Consider the following 18,385-nt stretch of genomic DNA (forward strand, 5'->3'; position numbering starts at 1 on the left):
ACTTCTGAAAAACGTTTACCTTCCTGCTTTTTAAGCATCCACATGACACACCCTTACCAAGCACTGCCAATCATCTTTTTCGATGACTATCTGATTGCAATCCACAAGCCCTCTGGTTTGCTTGTCCACCGCTCCATGATAGATCGCCATGAAACCCGCTTCGCCCTGCAGATGGTACGAGACCAGATTGGCCAGCGGGTTTATCCACTGCATCGGCTCGATAAACCGACTTCAGGTGTTCTGCTGTTTGCTCTGTCGCCTGAAATAGCGAAACTGGCGGGTGAGCAGTTCCAGATTAATGCCGTAAAGAAAACCTATCTGGCAGTTGTGCGTGGCATTACGCCTGATGAAGGCACTATCAATCGTCCCCTCAAAGAACAGCTGGATAAAATGACGGATAAACGGGCTGATCAGGATAAACCGGCCCAGGAAGCAATCACCCATTATCGTCGTCTGAACACTGTCGAATTACCTGTCAGTATCGACCGTTATCCGACCTCCCGGTATTCACTCGTTGCCGCTTATCCGGAGACGGGGCGAAAGCACCAGATCAGACGGCATATGAAGCATATCGCCCACCCCATTATTGGCGACGCCAAGCATGGCAAGGGTAAACATAATCGCTATTTTGCTGAATCGCTGGATGCCGGACGGCTGTTACTGGCCTGCACAGAAATGCAATTGATGCATCCTGTCACCGGGGAACCGCTTTGTTTACAAGCTCCGCTGGACCCAGTAATGGTCCACCTCTTTAAACGCTTCCAGTGGGAAAACAGTATTCCTCTGCAATGGCGGGACGAGGCATGAGGCTGAACTAAAGCGCACCACTGGCCTTGATGCTGAGATAACCATTGACCAGCGCAACAGGCAACGCTGCGGGCAAGACATCCGCCAGGGTCGTACCGGTAGAACCCAGCTGTCGCAAAGCCTGTTGACGCTCCTGCAGGTAACGGGCAATACCACACACGGCCAACGCCTGGTCAAAGGACTGCACAGACTGAGATAACAGCTGATCGAGCTGCACTTCGCGCAAACTGGCCACCATGACCTGATGACTACCAGACAGCAACCGGATAGCGGCCTGTAAGTCTTCAGCCCCCTCATCCCTCACGTTGGTAATGAGAATAACCAGGGCATGTTTACGATGACGCGTCATCAACTGTTCAGCCGCCCGCAAATAATCACTGTTCTCTGTGGTGCTGTGTAGGTCGTAGACCTGATTCAGCAGCAGTTTCATGGCGGCACGCCCCTTGACCGGTGATACCCAGCGATCAGCCCCTGCCACGCTCATCATACCGACAGCATCCCCCTGGCGAAGTGCCATCCAGGCCGTCACCAGCATGGCATTGAGCGCATGATCAAAATGACTGAGATCATCTTCCTTAATTCTCATACGACGGCCACAGTCCAGCAGGAATATCACATCCTGATCTTTTTCAGACTGGTATTCACGGGATATCAGTTTTGCCTGTCTGGCACTGGCCCGCCAGTCAACCTGTCGCAATACATCGCCCTGCTGAAATTCACGCAACTGATGAAAATCTAACCCCTGCCCTCGGCGCTGAACCACATGTGCGCCCATTTGGGTCAGCTGCTGTTCCATCGAGAGTATTTTATTGTCCAGAACCGGTTTGAAATTCGGGTAGACCCTGACAGTCTGGTCATCACAGGCTTGCTGGCGGAATTCCCATAACTTCAGCACGCTGGTTATGCGGATATCGATACTACCCAGCGGGAACAGACCTCGAAGATTAGGAAAAAGATGATAATGAATAATTCGTTTGTGGCCAGGCTTCAGTGATACCGTCACCGGCAGGTTATCAGTAGCAAAGCCTTCCGCCAGCTGATCTGCGACCGTACACAGAACTTGCCGTTTATATGGGTTCTCAATAATCACTGCGGCTGCATTCGCAACGCCGACCGATAAATTCCCTGGCAACTGACGTTTGATAACCAACTGGCTGACCGTGCGACTGAACCCCAGGTCAACGATCAATACCAGTAATATCACAATACCCGTACCCCACCAAGCCATGCTGACGAATTCAGCACTCCCGGCGGTTAGTGCATACCTGGCCAGTATCGGTAGAACAGACAAGCACAACCAGCTGAACAATAGTGTTATTAGCGTCCTTGAGGGTCTCATAAGCGGGGTGCTTCTATATCATCCATCATCTCGGCCAACAGATAATCCGTACTCAGCCCTTCAATCGCCATATCGACAGACAAGGCCACCCGGTGTCGCATCACCGGTATCGCCATCGCCTTAACATCATCCGGCAGGACATAACGACGCTTCTGAAGCAATGCATACGCGCGCGCGCATTTCACCAGCGCTATACAGGCCCGTGTACCGGCGCCACGGGAGAAGACAGGACGTTCCCGCGTTGCCCTGACCAGCCTCACAGCATAGGCTGCCACCTGCTCATCAACGGTCACGCTCGCTGCCGCCTGCTGCAACTTTTGCATCTCGTGGGCGGTTAATAACGGTCCGGATGGATGAGTCGCTTGATTGCCCGGTTCTATTCCCGTTACCTGACGGGTCAGCGCCAGTTCATCCTCCATCCCCGGATAGCCAATAAACACTTTCAGCAGGAATCGATCCAGCTCCGCTTCCGGCAAGGGATAAGTCCCCTCCTGCTCAATCGGGTTCTGGGTGGCCATGACCATGAAAGGTTCCGGCACCGCTTGCGCGCGCCCCTCAATCGTGACCTGATGCTCTTCCATCACTTCCAGCAATGCGGCCTGTGTTTTCGCCGGCGAACGGTTAATTTCATCCGTCAGCAACAGGTTAGTAAAGACTGGCCCCCGCCGAATCCGGAACTCACCTTCTTTCATGTTGTACAACACATGTCCGGTTACATCCGCAGGCATCAGGTCAGGGGTAAACTGAATACGACGGAATTCGCCATCGAAGCATTGGGCAAGGGTGCGAACCAGCAGCGTCTTACCAAGACCCGGCACCCCCTCAACCAGGACATGACCTTTCGCCAGCAATACGACCAGTACCTGATCAACCACTTCAGGCTGTCCAATGATCGCCTGATTAATCCGCTCGCGTAACGCACCAAGCTTCTCCAGCAGGGGATGAGACGTGTTATCCCCTGACCCTGTATCCATTTGCTCGGTCATAACGACTCCCTGATTTTTTGTAATAGTGCAACCTGACGGACAAAACCTGTTTCATTCACCTTATCGGGCATAGACAATGCCAACCGTACATCTATCGCCTCTAACCCTGCCCTATCTGCCAGATAGCGGTGCAGTTCGTTTTTGTCTGAACGACTGCCCGGATACCGCTGATTTGTCTTTTTTATAACCTCTTGCTGAAGCGGTTCCAGTAATGCTTTATAGCGTTTATGGCGCCAAAGAAAATCGGCTGAAGCACGAACATGTTCTGAAATCGCACGTCGGCGACTGAAGTCAGGTTCCTGCACTGCACCAAAGCGACGTGACCGATACACAAGCCAGGTTGCCAACAAAAGACCGAATGCAACCACCAACTCAGGTGCCGCCTGCCAGACAATGGTCGTTAAAGGTGGCATCTGAGTACCACGGATAATGCGAACCGTCTGTTCACCACGCTCCATACGACTGGATAGCGTGTGCAATAGATACGCATGATCAAACTGGTCAATCCGGCTGGAGTGCCAGAGGCTACTATCCGACACGACTGTCAAGAGGCCTTCTCCGACCTGAAACTGGATGAAGTGCAATCCAGTCTCATTACCTGCCTGATATAACGGCAAGGGCTCCTCGCTAACCCCATCACCTTCTTGCTGCTCTATCGAATGCTCTAGAATAAAATCAGGTGAGAAATAGGCAGTAACGGGATCAGATACATTCTCAAACCGAATCTGAGTCAATTGCTCTTGGGGGATCAACGCGGAGCGGTCTTCGTCCTTTCCGGGAATGCCTGCTATCTCGTTCAACGCATGTTGATGTTGATCATCAGTTGTTGATGCATTGCTTTCGTGTTTCACACGACTAACGGCCAATGGCGCTAACAACACATGTCGAGACAATTGACGTGCAGATGGTGCTTCAATGATGAGATGTCCGCCCTGTAACAACCAGGCTTCCAATAGCCTGCTGCGCGACTCAGAGCGCACTAATTCCGCCTGACTAATCAAGAGTGTCGAAACTGATGACAGGTTATTCAGACTGGCTGCGCTGTCGTCACTTTGCACGTCGTAGCCTAACTTTGCCAGGTAATGCTCTGCTGCCAGAAAGGGGTTAATCCTGGCCTCACGGCTGAAACCACGATCAATGGTTTTTTCCCAGGGTTCAAAGAACGTTTTGAAACCGTAGATGACCAAACCCGTCAGCAACACAATAACGCTGATAATACCCAGTCGCTTAGCCACGGCAGAACACCTCCCGCCACTGCAGGCATAAAGCCTCAAACTGTTGCGGTTCTATCACCTGATGACCATAGGCCAGACGCTGCCAGTCCGACGTCAAGCAACGCATATATTCATGCAAAGTGATGTCGGGATGCGCAGCCACTAAGTCCACACACTCCTGTTCCGTGTGACCGGCAACCAGCGGCACAGAAAAGGCATGAATCAACCGAGAGAGGCTGGCGCGATAAAGCAGCCCCATCGCCGCCCTGTGATCACCGCTTTGCCATAACGATTGTGCAGATGCCGGTACATCATCGGGCAGGCTTTCCGGGCGTACATCCATGCCAGCCAATAAAGTCGGTGTGGCGCGCTTAGTTTCTGCTCCCGACGCAATCCCCGCCAATAGACGACCAAGGTGTTTCCGGTAAAAATACAGCAGGTAAGCAATCACTATGGCCAATAGTGTCCACAGCAAAACTTCCAACAGTAAAGCCATACCCTGTTGCATCTGACCTTGATGGGCACTCCACGCCTGCAACCATTGTATAAAATCAACAATCCACGAATTACTGGGTTCTTCTGATGCCTCATCAGCAAATGCTTTCAGGCGCCATCCCCGCTGCGTTTCCTGCTGATGAAACGCATCACCTGCCAGGACAGATTGAATCACCTCCCGGGACTCGACCTGACCAATGTCATGTAACGGATCGGAAGCATCATTGGCTGAAGAACGAGCCCATGCTGGTTCAAGCGTAACCAGGCACAGAGCTGTGATGAATGAAGCCGCCAGGACAACCCAGCTGCGCAGTGTGACGGTGCCTTTCGCACGCTTTGTCTCGCTAAAGCGCTGGGCCATCGCACGGAAGCGAATTTCAATATCCCAGCCCTCCAGCTCAATGCGACGATTAATATACAGAGCAAAACCCGCCATGGTGTAAAAAGGCGCCATCACGGACATCGCGAGCCAACCCAACACATTCGTCACGACCAGCCACCACAGTGGTCCATCCGTGTTGTACCACTCAACGCCGATACTGTCGGGTAAAAACAACATCAGAAAGAAAGCGGCCCCCATGGAGAAAATGGCTTCGATATGGGCACAAGCGATGGTCAACCAGGCTGAACCGCCCCCTTCCCTTTGATCCAGCACGCCAATACGCTGTCGCCGACGTTTTCCTGTCAGCCTCTCAAGCGCTGTCACTGGCATCACAAAGGAACGTCCCGGGCTGAATCGTCGCCATGTTAACCAGGCAAACCCGTCAGCGCGCAACATACCCGGCATGGCCCGTATCGCACTCCCCACCGATACTGACTCACCAAATAGCTGGCGACTGGCAATATACAACGGCGCACAATCCCACAGGGGTTTGAACCACCAGATCAGCAGCAGCGCGAGCCATTGACGTTCACCCACCAGCAGGCTGGCAACCAGAAACACGACACCGCTCGGGATCAACCAGGCCAGAAACAGTGACCGCCACCACTGTCTTGCCAGCACAAAGCCAAGGTCCATGGCTTCATAGCGACTACGCAGTCGCGGACGAATACTAAGCTGACTGAGATCCACGCCGTCTCCATGCTGCTGACAAAGAATAAACGAGTACCATCAACCAAAAGATGGCGCCCACCGTATACTTAATCGAGGATGGAACTGTGGAACTGGAAGACCAGAAGGCTTCAAGAAAGGCGGCAAGCAACAACATTAACGTTGTTCCGTAGATGAGCTTGACCGCTTCTTTAGCGGCAAGACGTAACGCCGTCAGTCGGTGGTAGGGGCCCGGATCAATCAGTGCCAGGCCGAGGCGTAGCCCGGCAGCCCCACTGAAGACAATGGCCGTCAGCTCGAAAGCGCCATGGCCGACGACAAAGGGAAAGAAGGTTTCATCGAACCCCAAATGCACGATATGACCAGCCACTCCCCCAATCGCCAGCCCGTTATACACCAGATAAAACACACTGCCGAGGCCGAACAGCAATCCCCCCGCAAAGACCTGGAAACTGATACCAATATTGTTCTTGATATAAAAACCAAACATCTGGAGATCAGTATCCGATGCTCGCTCACGCCCCAAAACCGCGTTGGCAGGGTCATAGATTGCCTCAAAATGCCAAACATCTTCCGGCGACATCAAGGTATAAATCAATTCATTATTCACCAGGCAACCAATAAACATGGCCAGTCCGGGAAGGAGAAAAAAAACTGCTGATAAGCCAACTAAACGGGCATTGGCACGTAAAGCTTCGGGAAAACCAAGAAACAGGAAGTGCAGTATCTGAGGCAATAGACGATGATTATGTTGATACAGCACATGATGCAGTTCCAACGCCAGTCGATTCAGGCGCCCAACCAGCTCAGGACTGTATCCTCTTGAACGGGCTAATGCACAATGGTGACAAAGCTGCCGGTACATCGGCACGACCTGCTCTGCTGCAATCGTATTATCATTGATAGTCGACGACTTTTTACTGTCCACCTTGCTCAGCCAACGCTCCAGAATCACCCAGTCGGGGTTATTCCGTGTTTCAAAATCCTGCTGCTTCACTGCCGTTTACCCGATAACCACAACCCTATTCCCTGGAGCCTGGTAACACTGTCTTCTTTATTGTCATGTGTAACCCCCAGCAGAATATCAGCCAATTCCTGCTGTCGGGCATCGCTCAGCGAAGTATGACGCCTTGTAAAACTCATCATTGCCATTTGATCATCCAGACTCAGGGCTATTGATGGCGCTAAAGGGCGCCCCTCAGGTAGTTCACCCTGAACCTTGTCTTCAGATCGATATACAACCAAGGTTCCTGCCGCCAGATCGCCCAACCGCTGAAACCGACGGGTTAATAACAGACTGACCAGCCCGGTTCCATACAGGAACGGCATAAAATCAACACTGCGCAGCAGGTTACGAATCACTGACGCACCCAACCCAACCGGGGTCAGATCCTCATTGACGACAACCAGTCCAAGTGCTTTTTTACCGGGCGTCTGACCACCACGATAAACTTCAAACACAACCGGATAGAACCATTCCAGCAGAAACAGCACCACCAGAAACAAGCCTTCCCCGGCCCTGCCGGCCAGGGAAACAGCGATCAGAACAATCAGGAAAATGATAAAGCGAATCAGCAGATCCAGAGCAAACGCCAGCATACGGGGGACAACCCCCGCCACTTCAGCCTGCAGATCAATGGACTCCGGCGTCTCCACCCGGCAGGTGGTATCCAACAGCTGGCGCATATCAGGCTACTGTCTGACTGCTACAACCAAAAATATTCCGGTATAAAACGCCAAACGCGATAATCGACATGGGCGCTGACCAGATCAGTCCCAGCCCCAGGGGAATCATCGCAACGAAATTAATAAGCATCAGCACCAACATCAGGCCAAAAATCGAAAACCAGCGTTTGGTGACCGCTTTCCTGGATGCTTCCAGCGCCTGCCAAAAGCCCAGGTTTTTATCCACCATCAGGGGTACCGCCAGGATATACGCTGTCGCCAGATAAATACCGGGAAGAATCAGCAGAAAAAAACCAAGCATCATCAGGACCGTCATCACAACACTCAGTACAAACAATGGCAAGGTATAGCGGAAACAGGACAGGACTTGTCCGGCCTCTATCGGCGCATCCACAGCACGACGCAATCCAATAATAAAGAGTCCAGCCCACAGAGGGGTACTGACAGCCATCAAAACCAGCTGGGTTGCCAATGCCACGACGACTGACGACGGAAAGACGGAGGAAACCGCCATAATAACCAGCATCGCGATAAGGTAGATGATGAAATAAATCGCCATCGCAAGATGAAGGGTCCACTTGGCGCCACGGGTTTTCTCCCAGGCTTCACTCAGGGTTTCACCGATGGAAAAGGTATATTCGCCCGCTACCCCTTTTTCCAGAGACCCGTATCCATCCTTCTCAGGTTGTCTTGAGACATCGGATTCCGGCGCTTCATAAATAGACGACATGCTGATTCCTTCTGCATTTTTATGCGTTATACATTCATTGCAAAATCATATCAGCACAAGGATAACGACTTGGGAATCCATCAACAAGAACATCACGGGCATTAACCTGTCCCCTCACATGAAGGGAACAGGCCAGAGGTTCACCATCAAATCATCAGACCCGCCAGCAGGTAACCCACCGTACATGCCACGACAACGCCAATCAGCCCGGGCACCATAAAGCTGTGGTTAAAATAATACTTCCCAATACGTGTCGTTCCGGTGACATCAAAATTACAGGTCGCGATATCGGACGGGTAATTAGGAATGAAAAAATAACCATAAACTGACGGCATAATGCCGATCAACAACTGTGGCGGCAGTCCCATGCCCATAGCCACGGGCAGCATCATCCGTGCCGTCGCAGCTTGGCTGTTAATCACAACCGAGACGGTGAACATCGCCAATGCAATGGTCCAGGGATACGCATGCACCATCTCGGTAATACCCGCCTTGAAAGACGGCATGGCATACTGGAAATAGGTATCGCTCATCCAGGCAATACCGTAGATAGCAATGGCCGCGACCATGCCAGACTTGAACACAACACCTTCCGGTACACGTGCTATCGGTGTGTCTGTCCCCAGAAGAATCAAACCACCAAACGCCAGCATCATCATCTGAATGATGACCGACATGCTGATGGCATGCCCATTAAGGGTTCGAACCTCTGGAAACATCGCAATAAGGACAATGCTGCCCAATGCGGTCAGAAAGAGCAGGACAGCATTACGGGCTGATGCGGGTAATGTTTCATCCAGTGTCGTTGAGGTCGTGGAGAGAATCTTGTCACGCCACAGCGGATCCTGCATACGACGCTGGTATTCCGGGTCATCCTCCAGCTCCACTCCACGGCGCATGCTGTAGAGGGAAAGTACCAGGACACCGCACAAGGTTGCGGGCATCAGCACGCCCAGGATGGTCAACAGCGTGATCGAGTGATCAACACCTGACATCTGTGCCAGGTAATACACCACTGCTGCAGAAATCGGGCTGGCCGTAATCCCCATCTGTGACGCAATGGAGGATGCCGCCATGGGACGCTCCGGGCGAATACCGTTTTTCAGGGCTACATCGCCGATAATCGGCATGACCGAGTAGACCGCATGACCGGTGCCCAGCATCAAGGTCATGGTGTAGGTCACCAGCGGCCCCAATAAAGTGATCTGCTTGGGATTATTCCTCAGAATCCGTTCTGCCACCTGCAGCATATACTTGAGCCCACCGGCAGCTTCCAGAATCGCTGCGCAGGTGACCACGGCCATAATGATCAACATCACGCTGACCGGTGGCGAGGTTGGCGGCATCCTGAACACAAAGACTTCAATCACCAGTCCAATACCCGATACCACTCCCAGCCCGATACCTCCTTTCCTGCTGCCCAGATACAGCATCAGCAACAGAAAAAGAAACTGCAGAACAAGCACACGAACCCCCAATATCCCTTGAAAAACAAAAAGCCGATCCGAAAGGAGCATCCCAGATGCTCGTTGCGAACCGGCTTGCGAAGGTCGATATTGTGCGCTGATCACACGGAAACTGTGTTGACAGCCATCAAAACCTTACAGGTCAAATGGTTTTTTTGGTTGCATTGCGTTCTTTTAACGTTAACCGCTCGTGTTTTTTGAAACTTTTCCTCACAAAGCTCTGTCTATAATTACCAGTTGTTAAACATTGACTGAGGCCTACATGAACAATCGCCCTATTATTCAGACACTCAGCCTGGCCGGCTTGCTGTTCATCCAGCCTCTGATCGCAGCTGAAACCCTCGTTACACTCTATAACGTGAATGCGCAGGGCACAGACACTCAGGTCGGCACTGTCAGTATTGTTGAAACACCGTATGGGCTCTTGTTTCAGCCATCACTCACGGGTTTACCCAATGGCTACCATGGTTTTCATATCCATGAAAAACCGAATTGTGGTCCGAGCGAGAAAGAGGGCAACATGATTCCAGCGGGCGCGGCAGGCGGACATTTCGACCCCGACAACAGCGGGGTCCATAAAGGACCTTATGGTGAAGGGCATCGCGGCGACCTTCCCGCACTGGTCGTCAATGCTCAGGGTGTTGCCGATTACCCCGTGCTGGCTCCACGCTTGAAACGCGTCAAAGAGATTACCGGTCATGCGCTGATGGTGCATGTGGGTGGCGACAACTACGCGGACTCACCGGCACCACTGGGTGGTGGCGGCGCCAGAATGCTGTGCGGCGTCATCCGCTGATCGAATGATGTGCATTTGGTTGGTCAAACTATCAACCTGATAAAGAAATCCAATCCGGGGTTGGATAGCTGGAAATCTGGCGCTGGTTTACAATGCCGTACTAACGCCCCACAACTTCCGGATACTGCTTATGCTGATCGTCATCTCACCCGCCAAAACCCTGGATTATGAAACCCCACCGGTCATCACCGATTACACAATGCCGGATTTCCTGAACGATTCGGCGGAACTGATTGACCAGCTGCGGACCTTGAGCCCGGCCGATATCGCCAGCCTGATGAGTATCAGTGACAAACTGGCCGGTCTGAATGCCGCGCGGTTTGAGGCCTGGCAGACCCCGTTCACGCCAGAAAACGCCAAACAGGCCGTATTGGCTTTCAAGGGCGATGTCTATACCGGGCTGGATGCCGGAACGCTCTCAGCCGAAGACTTTGCCTTCGCCCAAGCCCATCTGCGGATACTGTCCGGACTTTATGGTCTGTTACGACCTCTGGACCTGATGCAGGCCTACCGGCTGGAAATGGGCACCCGGTTTGCCAATAGCCGTGGCAAGGATCTTTACGCATTCTGGGGCAAGCGGATCACGGAAAAGCTTAACCAGGAGATGCAACAGCAAACCGATAATGTACTGGTCAATCTCGCGTCCAACGAATACTTCAAGTCTGTCAAACCCGCAGACTTCGATGGTGAGATTTTCACGCCGGTATTCAAGGATCTTAAAAACGGTCAGTACAAAATCATTAGTTTCTACGCCAAGAAAGCGCGAGGACTCATGGTTCGCTACATTATCGACAACAAGATCACCCAGGTAGAAGATCTGAAAGGGTTTGATTACGAAGGCTACTCATTCAATGCTGAGATGACGGAAGGTAACGAGTGGGTGTTTACCCGTGATGAAGCCTGAATGGAAAGGCTATCGTGCAGGCGCTTCCAGCACCTGCACGCATATGACAACAGCGTTATTACAGTTGGCTGGCCCACTCAACCGCCCAGGGAACCGCAATGGTTTCCGGTGAGGCGGTTTCAGAGGCATCAATCATCAACGGTTCTGCAACCCGTTTCGCAGTCAACTCAGTCAGCAACTCATCCATCAGCCGACCACCACCGCAATAAGTATCCCCATACGAACTATCCCCCAACGCAATGATGCCGTAAGCCAGATGCCCCAGGAGAGGAAAACGCTCTTTTAATTCCTGATATAACAGCAGTAGATTTTCCGGCAAATCACCCTGACCGGTGGTAGAAGTACAAACCAGTACCGCATCGGCGCCATCACGTAGTACTGCGTCCAACCCTTCAGCCTTTATCACTGTATGCCCAGACTGCTCCAACGCTGCCTTGACTTCTGTGGCGACGGCCTCCGCCGTGCCATAGACACTGCCTGTCAGTAGCTTGATTATTGCCATGCTTACCCTGTCGTCCGCCTATTCTGACCGGGAGCCATTACAGCTCCCTCACTCCCGCAAGGCAGTGTATAACAGAGTCATTCGACACTGAATAACAGTGATGTCAGTTTTGCTTTAAAGACGGTGCGTCAGCGACATGACCAGCACATTCGCACTGATCTTATAATTCGCCTTATAGTGCCCCCCACCCCTCGCTACTTCGCCCGTTGCGTTATCCCAGACATATTCGCGCTCATCCACTTTGACGTTCTTACTGAACATATGCCCATAGGCAAGATCAATGGTGTAATCTGGCACTGGCTGGTAACTCGCCCCCAATGTCAGCCACTGCCGGTCAATATCAGGAATCCTAGCTGTTCGCCAAGCACTTTTTACCGGAGATGTATCATAACCATAGCCCGCTCTCAGCAGCCATTCATTGCTATACCGATAAGAAGCTCCTACAGACCATGCCCAGACATCTTTCCAGTTTTCTGGCGTATAGGAAGCAACCCCCCCGGGCGGAATCGGTGGAATTACTCCGCCGCCGGTCAAACCGTCATCGGCAATGGCCTTGATTTCATCAAAACGGCTCCACCGTGTCCAGACAGCACCAGCCAACAGGGTCCAGCGCGTATCCAGCTTATGGGTTGCACTAAACTCCCATTTTTCAGGCAGGATCAGCTTAAGATGACCATCACTTTCTTCATTCAGTAAAGACCCACGCAACTTGAGATCACCATCCACTGTGTAATTAATTTTGGAGGTGTAGGCCAGCCCTATCGAGGTTGCCTCATTGACATGCCAAAGCAATCCAGCATTCCAGCCATACCCCCAGTCATGTCCCGTCATTTTGGACTTCGAGTCCTTGATCGTCGCAGATCCCTTGCGCTGGGTCAGCTCTCCATCCAGATACGACACAACCAGCCCAAACCCGACGGCAAAGGAGTCATTGAACTTCCAGGATAATGTTGGCTGCAGGTTCAGTGTGACCAACTCCGTATTTAACGCCAGGTAGCGACCTACAAAATCATCGCCGTATTCCGTCATCGCCGCATAAGGCACATAAAAGCCCAACCCAAAATAGAGTGGCTCATCCAATGGCATCGAAAAAAAGCCAAATGGGACACCTTGTGCACTGACGAAGTCGCCTTTTACAGAACTATTCTGGACATCTCCGCCAATAGAGTCCGAACCTTCACCATGGGTGTATTTTTCATGGGGTAGTATCAAACCACCACCCACCGTGAATTGCATCTGATCAAGAAATGCAATACCGGCAGGATTGGCTGCCATAACGGATGCATCTTCCGGATTCGCCGCCCGCCCTGCATAAGCAGTACCTGCAGCTCCTGCAGAAATCTCATTCAACGAAAACCCTGCGCCTATTGCATTGCCTGCCACACAACTGCCGACGAGCAATGCACTGCATTTCACTGCATCATCAAACCATCCGGACTTCATCATTATCCCCACATCACCGCTTCGACCAGTATTGGAACTGTGTGTTTATTTAGTCGGGGAATGAGGTTCTGTCACGTTTTGGCGTGGAAAGAAGGGAAAAGCAGAATGTAAAAGCCCATGGCATTGCCATGGGCTTTTGTAGATATGAGAAATATCAGAAACGGCGAGTCAAGGAGAGCATCAGGACGTGTGCGCCCATGTCTTTGTATTCGGCCTGGTACGACACACCATCTGGATCACCACTACCATCTGTCGCATGGCCGACTTCATTAATAGTGGTATCTTTTTTCAGCATGTACCCGTAGGCCATATCAATGGTGTAATCCTCATTGGGCTGATATTTGGCACCAATGGTCAACCATTCACGGTCAACATCAGGAATACGGGCTGTGCGGTATTCATTTCGAACAGGTGAATTATCGTACGCATAACCACCTTTCAACGTCCACTGAGCATTGTACTTGTACTCAGCACCTACAGACCATGCCCATGTATCTTTCCAGTTCTCAGGCACATGCGTTACAACGTCACCAGGATTGATACCACCCACCATACTTTCATCAGCTACGGCGTTGATTTCGTCAAAACTGCTCCATCCGGTCCATAGCGCTCCTGCCAACAATGTCCACCGGTCATCCAGTTGATGCGTGATACCAATTTCAAACTTATCAGGTAACGTCAAATCAAGGTGACCTTTAGCCTTGTCTGCCAAATCACCGGTTAGTGTTAAATCACCTTCAACAGTGAAATCAACTTTGGAGGTATATGACATACCAATGGTTGTCTTATCGGTGGCATTCCACAGCATACCGATATTCCAGCCCCAGCCCCAGTCATCACCTTCCATGACGGAGTCCATTTCCAGCGCGCCGATACCTATATGTTGGTACTTCTTATTTCCCAGGGTTCCTTCCATATGGGAAGCAAACAACCCTAAACCAACAGACAGGTCATCATTGAATTTATATGACAGAGTTGATTGCAGATTGATATTTGTCAGTTCAGTTTTGGTCGCCAGATACCGACCGGCAAACTCATCGTCATATTCTGTCTTAGCGGCAAAAGGCACATACATACCAAAGCCTACCGACCATTTATCATCGATAGGGGCAGCAAAATAAGCGGAAGGAACAAACGCTGTGCTTAGAAAATCACCGCCATCGCCAGTACCTGATGAAACTGGATTACCACCTAGTGTATTTCCCTTGGTACCACTGGCATTTTTGACTTCACCCGTTGGAGACACTACTGCACCACCAAACGTCCACTGCGCCTTATCCAGATGCGCAATACCCGCAGGGTTGGATGACATAATAGAAGCATCTTCCGGATTCGCTGCACGTCCCGCATTGGCGGTACCTGCCGCACTGGCAGAGAGTTCATTGAGTGCAAAACCCGCGCCCTGCGCGACCCCGCTAGCAATACACGCGCTGACAGCCAGCGACACCAAAGACAGTTTGCCCGGATACGGCCTGAAGTTCATGCTACCCCCTGGTCATCCACCAGAATTTGTTTTGTGTGATGTACGGATTGTGTTCGGCGAACTTCTCGCAGCCCATTGGCCTGTTTGCGAGAGATGCCTGTTTTTTTAATGCGGATACGAGCGTGATTGCGGCGTTTTCTGCATTTTGACGGCGGCAGTCTACTGTCTGCCAATGCGGGCTGTCACCGGGGTCTTTGTGGTGTTTGCGTAACCCTTACATACGTTCCAAAAAGATTTCAGCAACAAAAAGACACAAAGCAAAACCGAAGTACTACCTAGCAGTGGGAGTGCGCACAAAAAGCGGTGTTATGTGCGGTTCCTCTCCCTCACTGCAGTGAACGTTGAGTGAAAAGGAACCACTCTGAAATCGCTGGTCAACCGGGTAAAGCGATCCGAGGCAAGGCAATTTTACGTATGACGGAAATCATACGCGTTGAAAATATCAACACACCGGCCAGCACCGTCGCCGATGTCGGGTTAACGGACCAGGACAGTAACAGAAGATAAAAGAGACAGCCGATAATCGCAGGCGTTGCATAGAGCTCTTCCTGCTTCAAGACCATGGGCACCTGTCCCGCCAGCATATCGCGGATTGCACCACCGCCAGCGCCGGTTAGCACTCCCATGATGATCGCAACCACCGGCTCAGCACCAAAGGCCAAAGCTTTTTGTGCACCGGCAATACTGAAAACAGCCAGCCCCATCGCATCAAAAATCTGCAGGATGCGTCGTATACGCACCATCCAGTTCAACGTTGCCAGCCCCAGGATAACGGCACCCAAAATCACCCAGAGGTAATGGGTATTCTGAATCCAGAATACCGGCGTACTACCCAGCAGCGCGTCACGGATCGTCCCTCCCCCCACAGCAGTGACAAACGCCAGCACCAGGGCACCAAAAAAGTCCATGTGATTCCGGCAGGCCAGCAATACGCCGGAAATGGCAAATACTGCGGTGCCGAACAAGTCCAGCGCATAGAGTGTCATTTTGCTCCCCCCTGCGGTTCGCCGGGATTGTAAAACGTCCGGTTTTACGGAATATTGTTTTTTATGGGTATTAGACAGTGACCCTGACTTTTCCTGCCACTCCCCATTACACATCACCATGTCATCAGTGATTGGTATAACAATAATGAGGTAACTATGACATCGTCGTATGATTCCGGACTCCGCATCAATGGTCAACGTCTTTGGCAATCCTTGATGGATATGGCCAGGATTGGCGCCACTGCCGGTGGTGGTTGTAACCGACAGGCGCTGACCCAGGAAGATCAAATGGGTCGTGACCTGTTTATACGCTGGTGTGAGGATATCGGCTGCAAGGTAACCGTGGATGAAATGGGCAATATCTTCGCCCGACGGGAAGGCCGTAATCCTGAGTTACCGCCGGTCATCACCGGTTCACACCTCGATACCCAGCCAACCGGCGGCAAATTTGATGGCGTCTATGGTGTGCTGGCCGGTCTGGAGGTCATCCGCACCTTGCAGGAACAGGACATTCGTACCGATACTCCATTGGAAGTGGTTGTATGGACCAATGAAGAAGGCGCCCGGTTCTCCCCCGCCATGATGGGCTCCGGCGTATGGTCCGGTGTTTTTGACCTGAATTACGCTTGGCAACGAACCGATAAAGCCGGCATCACACTTAAGCAAGCGCTGGATAGCATTGGCTATTGTGGTGAAACACCAGCCAAAGCGCGCCCCGTAAAAGCTGCGCTGGAACTGCATATTGAGCAGGGTCCCATTCTGGAACAAGAGCAGCGACAGATTGGGGTACTGACCGGCATTCAGGGTATGTACTGGTTTGACCTGACCATTGAGGGGCAACCGTGCCACGCCGGCCCAACCCCCATGAACCAGCGCCGCGATCCGTTTATGGGGCTATCATCTATCACCCAGAAGCTTTATGAGCTGGCGGAAGTGCATGCCCCATGGGCACGGGTCACCTTCGGTGATATTCGGGCTGTGCCCGGAGCTCGCAATACGGTGCCTGAGCGACTGATTCTGGCGGTTGACCTTCGCCATCCAGACAAATCCGTGCTAGATGCCATGGAGAAGGCTTTTCGCCAGATTGCTGAGAATGAATGCAAACGATTGGGGCTGACACACAACATCCACGAAGAATGGCGGTTACCGCCAGTACCCTTTGATACGCTGTGCATTAACGCCGTTCGTAACGCGGTTGATCAACTGGGCTATCCCACCATGGAGATGGTATCCGGTGCAGGCCACGACGCGGGCTATCTCGCCGGGGTTGCACCGACAGGCATGATCTTCGTACCCTGTGAGAAAGGGCTGTCTCACAATGAAGCAGAACACGCGACGCCGGAAGACCTGGAAGCTGGCTGTAACGTGTTACTGCAAGCCATGTTGGATTTGGCACAACAATGATTCTTACGCATAACACTTGAGGAACACCTGTTTGAAGACCCTTCTTGTTTACCTTGCCATGGGCATTGCCCGCCTGATTGCATGGATGCCGCTGTCTGTGGCTCATGCCCTTGGCACCGGTTTCGGGTACCTGAACTGGCGGTTGAACAACCGTCGAACGAAGATCAGCCGAACCAATATCCAGTTATGCTATCCACAACTCAGCGACAATGACCGCGAGTCACTAGTGAAACAAAGCATGATCGAATCCGGTAAAACCGTATTCGAAGCAGGCATGACCTGGTTCTGCCCTCTGGAGAAAGTAGATCACCTGATCACCCGGGTAACCGGGATGGAGCACCTTCAGAAAGCGCTCGACGACGACAAGGGCATCATTCTGATTTTACCGCATCATGGCACCTGGGAGATTCTCAATCACTTCCTGCGTCATCACCTGTACATGTACGCCATGTACAAACCCGCCAAAATCAAGGTGCTGGACCGGTGGATCTACCGCTCCAGGAGCCGGGTCAAGGTCGGTTTGATTCCCGCCAACGTTTCCGGTGTCAAAACGCTGCACCGTGTACTGCGGGAAAAGGCAGTTGTTGCTGTTCTTCCTGATCAGGAGCCAGGCCCCAAAAGCGGCGTCTTTGCCCCTTTCTTTGGCGAACAGGCATGGACTGGCAAACTGGTCAACAACCTTGCCAGTACTCACCCTGCGGCATTACTTAGCATGTACGCCAGACGGAGTGATAACGGCGGTTATGAGGTCATCATAAAACCAGCGCCCGAGACGATCAGGGATAAAGACCCCGTCATTGCCGCTACCGCGATGAATGCATCCATTGAAGAGTGCATCAACGAATGTCCGGCAATGTACCAATGGAATTACGCGCGTTTCAAAACCCGCCCTGAAGGCAAAGAAAAGCTCTACCGGTTCAAGCGCAAGCACCGCAAGGCGCAAAAGGCACAGGCGCGCATAGCCACCTGACAGGTCAATTGAGGATAAAGAGAAATCCTGCAAGCGGGTATCAGCCATACTCGTTTGCAGCAGCGGCAGGGATGCTGCGGTAGTGTCGCGGGTCAGGATAGACCGTCGACACGGGCGTAAAAC

Annotated in this window: 17 protein-coding genes; 5 read left to right on the plus strand and 12 right to left on the minus strand. The window is 52.0% G+C overall.

From position 1 onward, the window contains the following. Positions 1 to 42: 42 nt before the first annotated feature. Positions 43 to 807, plus strand: a complete 765-nt coding sequence (gene truC, locus KHS78_RS05310; protein WP_211825852.1) for a tRNA pseudouridine(65) synthase TruC — start codon at positions 43 to 45, stop codon at positions 805 to 807. 7 nt (positions 808 to 814) lie between these two features. On the opposite strand, the gene KHS78_RS05315 is transcribed toward truC, so the two are convergent. The 8 genes from KHS78_RS05315 to KHS78_RS05350 form a co-directional block, all read right to left on the minus strand. Beyond that, positions 815 to 2,098, minus strand: a complete 1,284-nt coding sequence (locus KHS78_RS05315; protein WP_211825853.1) for a DUF58 domain-containing protein — start codon at positions 2,096 to 2,098, stop codon at positions 815 to 817. Between the two features lie 44 nt (positions 2,099 to 2,142). Continuing rightward, positions 2,143 to 3,132, minus strand: coding sequence for an AAA family ATPase (locus tag KHS78_RS05320; RefSeq protein WP_246506125.1), 990 nt, complete (start codon positions 3,130 to 3,132; stop codon positions 2,143 to 2,145). After that, positions 3,129 to 4,367 carry a DUF4350 domain-containing protein gene (locus KHS78_RS05325; RefSeq protein ID WP_211825854.1) on the minus strand — a complete coding sequence of 413 codons (1,239 nt, stop codon included), beginning with the start codon at positions 4,365 to 4,367 and terminating at the stop codon, positions 3,129 to 3,131. The genes KHS78_RS05320 and KHS78_RS05325 overlap by 4 nt, the downstream gene beginning before the upstream one ends. Then, a complete protein-coding gene (locus KHS78_RS05330) occupies positions 4,360 to 5,913 on the minus strand; it encodes a DUF4129 domain-containing protein (protein ID WP_211825855.1) in 1,554 nt (517 codons plus the stop codon). Before KHS78_RS05330 ends, KHS78_RS05325 begins: the two co-directional genes overlap by 8 nt. Then, positions 5,894 to 6,889 carry a stage II sporulation protein M gene (locus KHS78_RS22245; protein WP_211825856.1) on the minus strand — a complete coding sequence of 332 codons (996 nt, stop codon included), beginning with the start codon at positions 6,887 to 6,889 and terminating at the stop codon, positions 5,894 to 5,896. The genes KHS78_RS05330 and KHS78_RS22245 overlap by 20 nt, the downstream gene beginning before the upstream one ends. Beyond that, positions 6,886 to 7,578: an RDD family protein gene (locus tag KHS78_RS05340; protein ID WP_211825857.1), complete on the minus strand. Its 693-nt coding sequence runs from the start codon at positions 7,576 to 7,578 to the stop codon at positions 6,886 to 6,888. Before KHS78_RS05340 ends, KHS78_RS22245 begins: the two co-directional genes overlap by 4 nt. A 1-nt stretch (position 7,579) precedes the next feature. Beyond that, positions 7,580 to 8,308, minus strand: a complete 729-nt coding sequence (locus KHS78_RS05345) for a hypothetical protein (RefSeq protein WP_211825859.1) — start codon at positions 8,306 to 8,308, stop codon at positions 7,580 to 7,582. Positions 8,309 to 8,454: 146 nt separating this feature from the next. Then, complete coding sequence (locus tag KHS78_RS05350; protein WP_211825861.1) at positions 8,455 to 9,774, minus strand: anaerobic C4-dicarboxylate transporter; 1,320 nt, start codon at positions 9,772 to 9,774, stop codon at positions 8,455 to 8,457. Positions 9,775 to 10,036: 262 nt separating this feature from the next. Between KHS78_RS05350 and sodC the strand changes: the two genes are divergently transcribed. Both sodC and yaaA read left to right on the plus strand, forming a co-directional pair. After that, positions 10,037 to 10,570 (plus strand): superoxide dismutase family protein, encoded by a 534-nt coding sequence (gene sodC, locus KHS78_RS05355; protein ID WP_211825863.1) that lies wholly within the window; start codon positions 10,037 to 10,039, stop codon positions 10,568 to 10,570. 130 nt (positions 10,571 to 10,700) lie between these two features. Further along, on the plus strand, positions 10,701 to 11,474 hold the full coding sequence (yaaA, locus tag KHS78_RS05360; protein WP_211825865.1) for a peroxide stress protein YaaA: 774 nt from the start codon (positions 10,701 to 10,703) through the stop codon (positions 11,472 to 11,474). A 58-nt stretch (positions 11,475 to 11,532) separates the two neighbouring features. On the opposite strand, the gene KHS78_RS05365 is transcribed toward yaaA, so the two are convergent. From KHS78_RS05365 to KHS78_RS05380, 4 genes are all read right to left on the minus strand, one after another. Next, on the minus strand, positions 11,533 to 11,976 hold the full coding sequence (locus KHS78_RS05365) for a flavodoxin (protein WP_211825867.1): 444 nt from the start codon (positions 11,974 to 11,976) through the stop codon (positions 11,533 to 11,535). A gap of 114 nt (positions 11,977 to 12,090) precedes the next feature. Next, a complete protein-coding gene (locus KHS78_RS05370) occupies positions 12,091 to 13,422 on the minus strand; it encodes an OmpP1/FadL family transporter (RefSeq protein ID WP_211825869.1) in 1,332 nt (443 codons plus the stop codon). 151 nt (positions 13,423 to 13,573) lie between these two features. Next, positions 13,574 to 14,902: an OmpP1/FadL family transporter gene (locus KHS78_RS05375; RefSeq protein WP_211825871.1), complete on the minus strand. Its 1,329-nt coding sequence runs from the start codon at positions 14,900 to 14,902 to the stop codon at positions 13,574 to 13,576. Positions 14,903 to 15,276: 374 nt separating this feature from the next. Then, complete coding sequence (locus tag KHS78_RS05380) at positions 15,277 to 15,888, minus strand: trimeric intracellular cation channel family protein (protein WP_211825873.1); 612 nt, start codon at positions 15,886 to 15,888, stop codon at positions 15,277 to 15,279. 156 nt (positions 15,889 to 16,044) lie between these two features. On the opposite strand from KHS78_RS05380, the gene KHS78_RS05385 reads away from it, so the two are divergent. Beyond that, positions 16,045 to 17,292, plus strand: a complete 1,248-nt coding sequence (locus KHS78_RS05385) for a Zn-dependent hydrolase (RefSeq protein WP_211825875.1) — start codon at positions 16,045 to 16,047, stop codon at positions 17,290 to 17,292. Between the two features lie 31 nt (positions 17,293 to 17,323). Continuing rightward, positions 17,324 to 18,262: a lysophospholipid acyltransferase family protein gene (locus KHS78_RS05390; protein WP_211825877.1), complete on the plus strand. Its 939-nt coding sequence runs from the start codon at positions 17,324 to 17,326 to the stop codon at positions 18,260 to 18,262. Positions 18,263 to 18,385: the final 123 nt, after the last annotated feature.

The sequence above is a fragment of the Kistimonas asteriae genome (assembly GCF_018263925.1).
In the GTDB taxonomy this organism is placed as follows: domain Bacteria; phylum Pseudomonadota; class Gammaproteobacteria; order Pseudomonadales; family Endozoicomonadaceae; genus Kistimonas; species Kistimonas asteriae.

Coding starts and splice junctions, on each gene's coding strand:
- KHS78_RS05380 (WP_211825873.1), bottom strand. CDS start 15,888: ATGACACTCTATGCGCTGGACTTGTTCGGCACCGCAGTATTTGCCATT.
- yaaA (WP_211825865.1), top strand. CDS start 10,701: ATGCTGATCGTCATCTCACCCGCCAAAACCCTGGATTATGAAACCCCA.
- KHS78_RS05320 (WP_246506125.1), bottom strand. CDS start 3,132: ATGACCGAGCAAATGGATACAGGGTCAGGGGATAACACGTCTCATCCC.
- KHS78_RS05385 (WP_211825875.1), top strand. CDS start 16,045: ATGACATCGTCGTATGATTCCGGACTCCGCATCAATGGTCAACGTCTT.
- KHS78_RS05340 (WP_211825857.1), bottom strand. CDS start 7,578: ATGCGCCAGCTGTTGGATACCACCTGCCGGGTGGAGACGCCGGAGTCC.
- KHS78_RS05345 (WP_211825859.1), bottom strand. CDS start 8,308: ATGTCGTCTATTTATGAAGCGCCGGAATCCGATGTCTCAAGACAACCT.
- KHS78_RS05365 (WP_211825867.1), bottom strand. CDS start 11,976: ATGGCAATAATCAAGCTACTGACAGGCAGTGTCTATGGCACGGCGGAG.
- truC (WP_211825852.1), top strand. CDS start 43: ATGACACACCCTTACCAAGCACTGCCAATCATCTTTTTCGATGACTAT.
- KHS78_RS05375 (WP_211825871.1), bottom strand. CDS start 14,902: ATGAACTTCAGGCCGTATCCGGGCAAACTGTCTTTGGTGTCGCTGGCT.
- KHS78_RS05370 (WP_211825869.1), bottom strand. CDS start 13,422: ATGATGAAGTCCGGATGGTTTGATGATGCAGTGAAATGCAGTGCATTG.
- sodC (WP_211825863.1), top strand. CDS start 10,037: ATGAACAATCGCCCTATTATTCAGACACTCAGCCTGGCCGGCTTGCTG.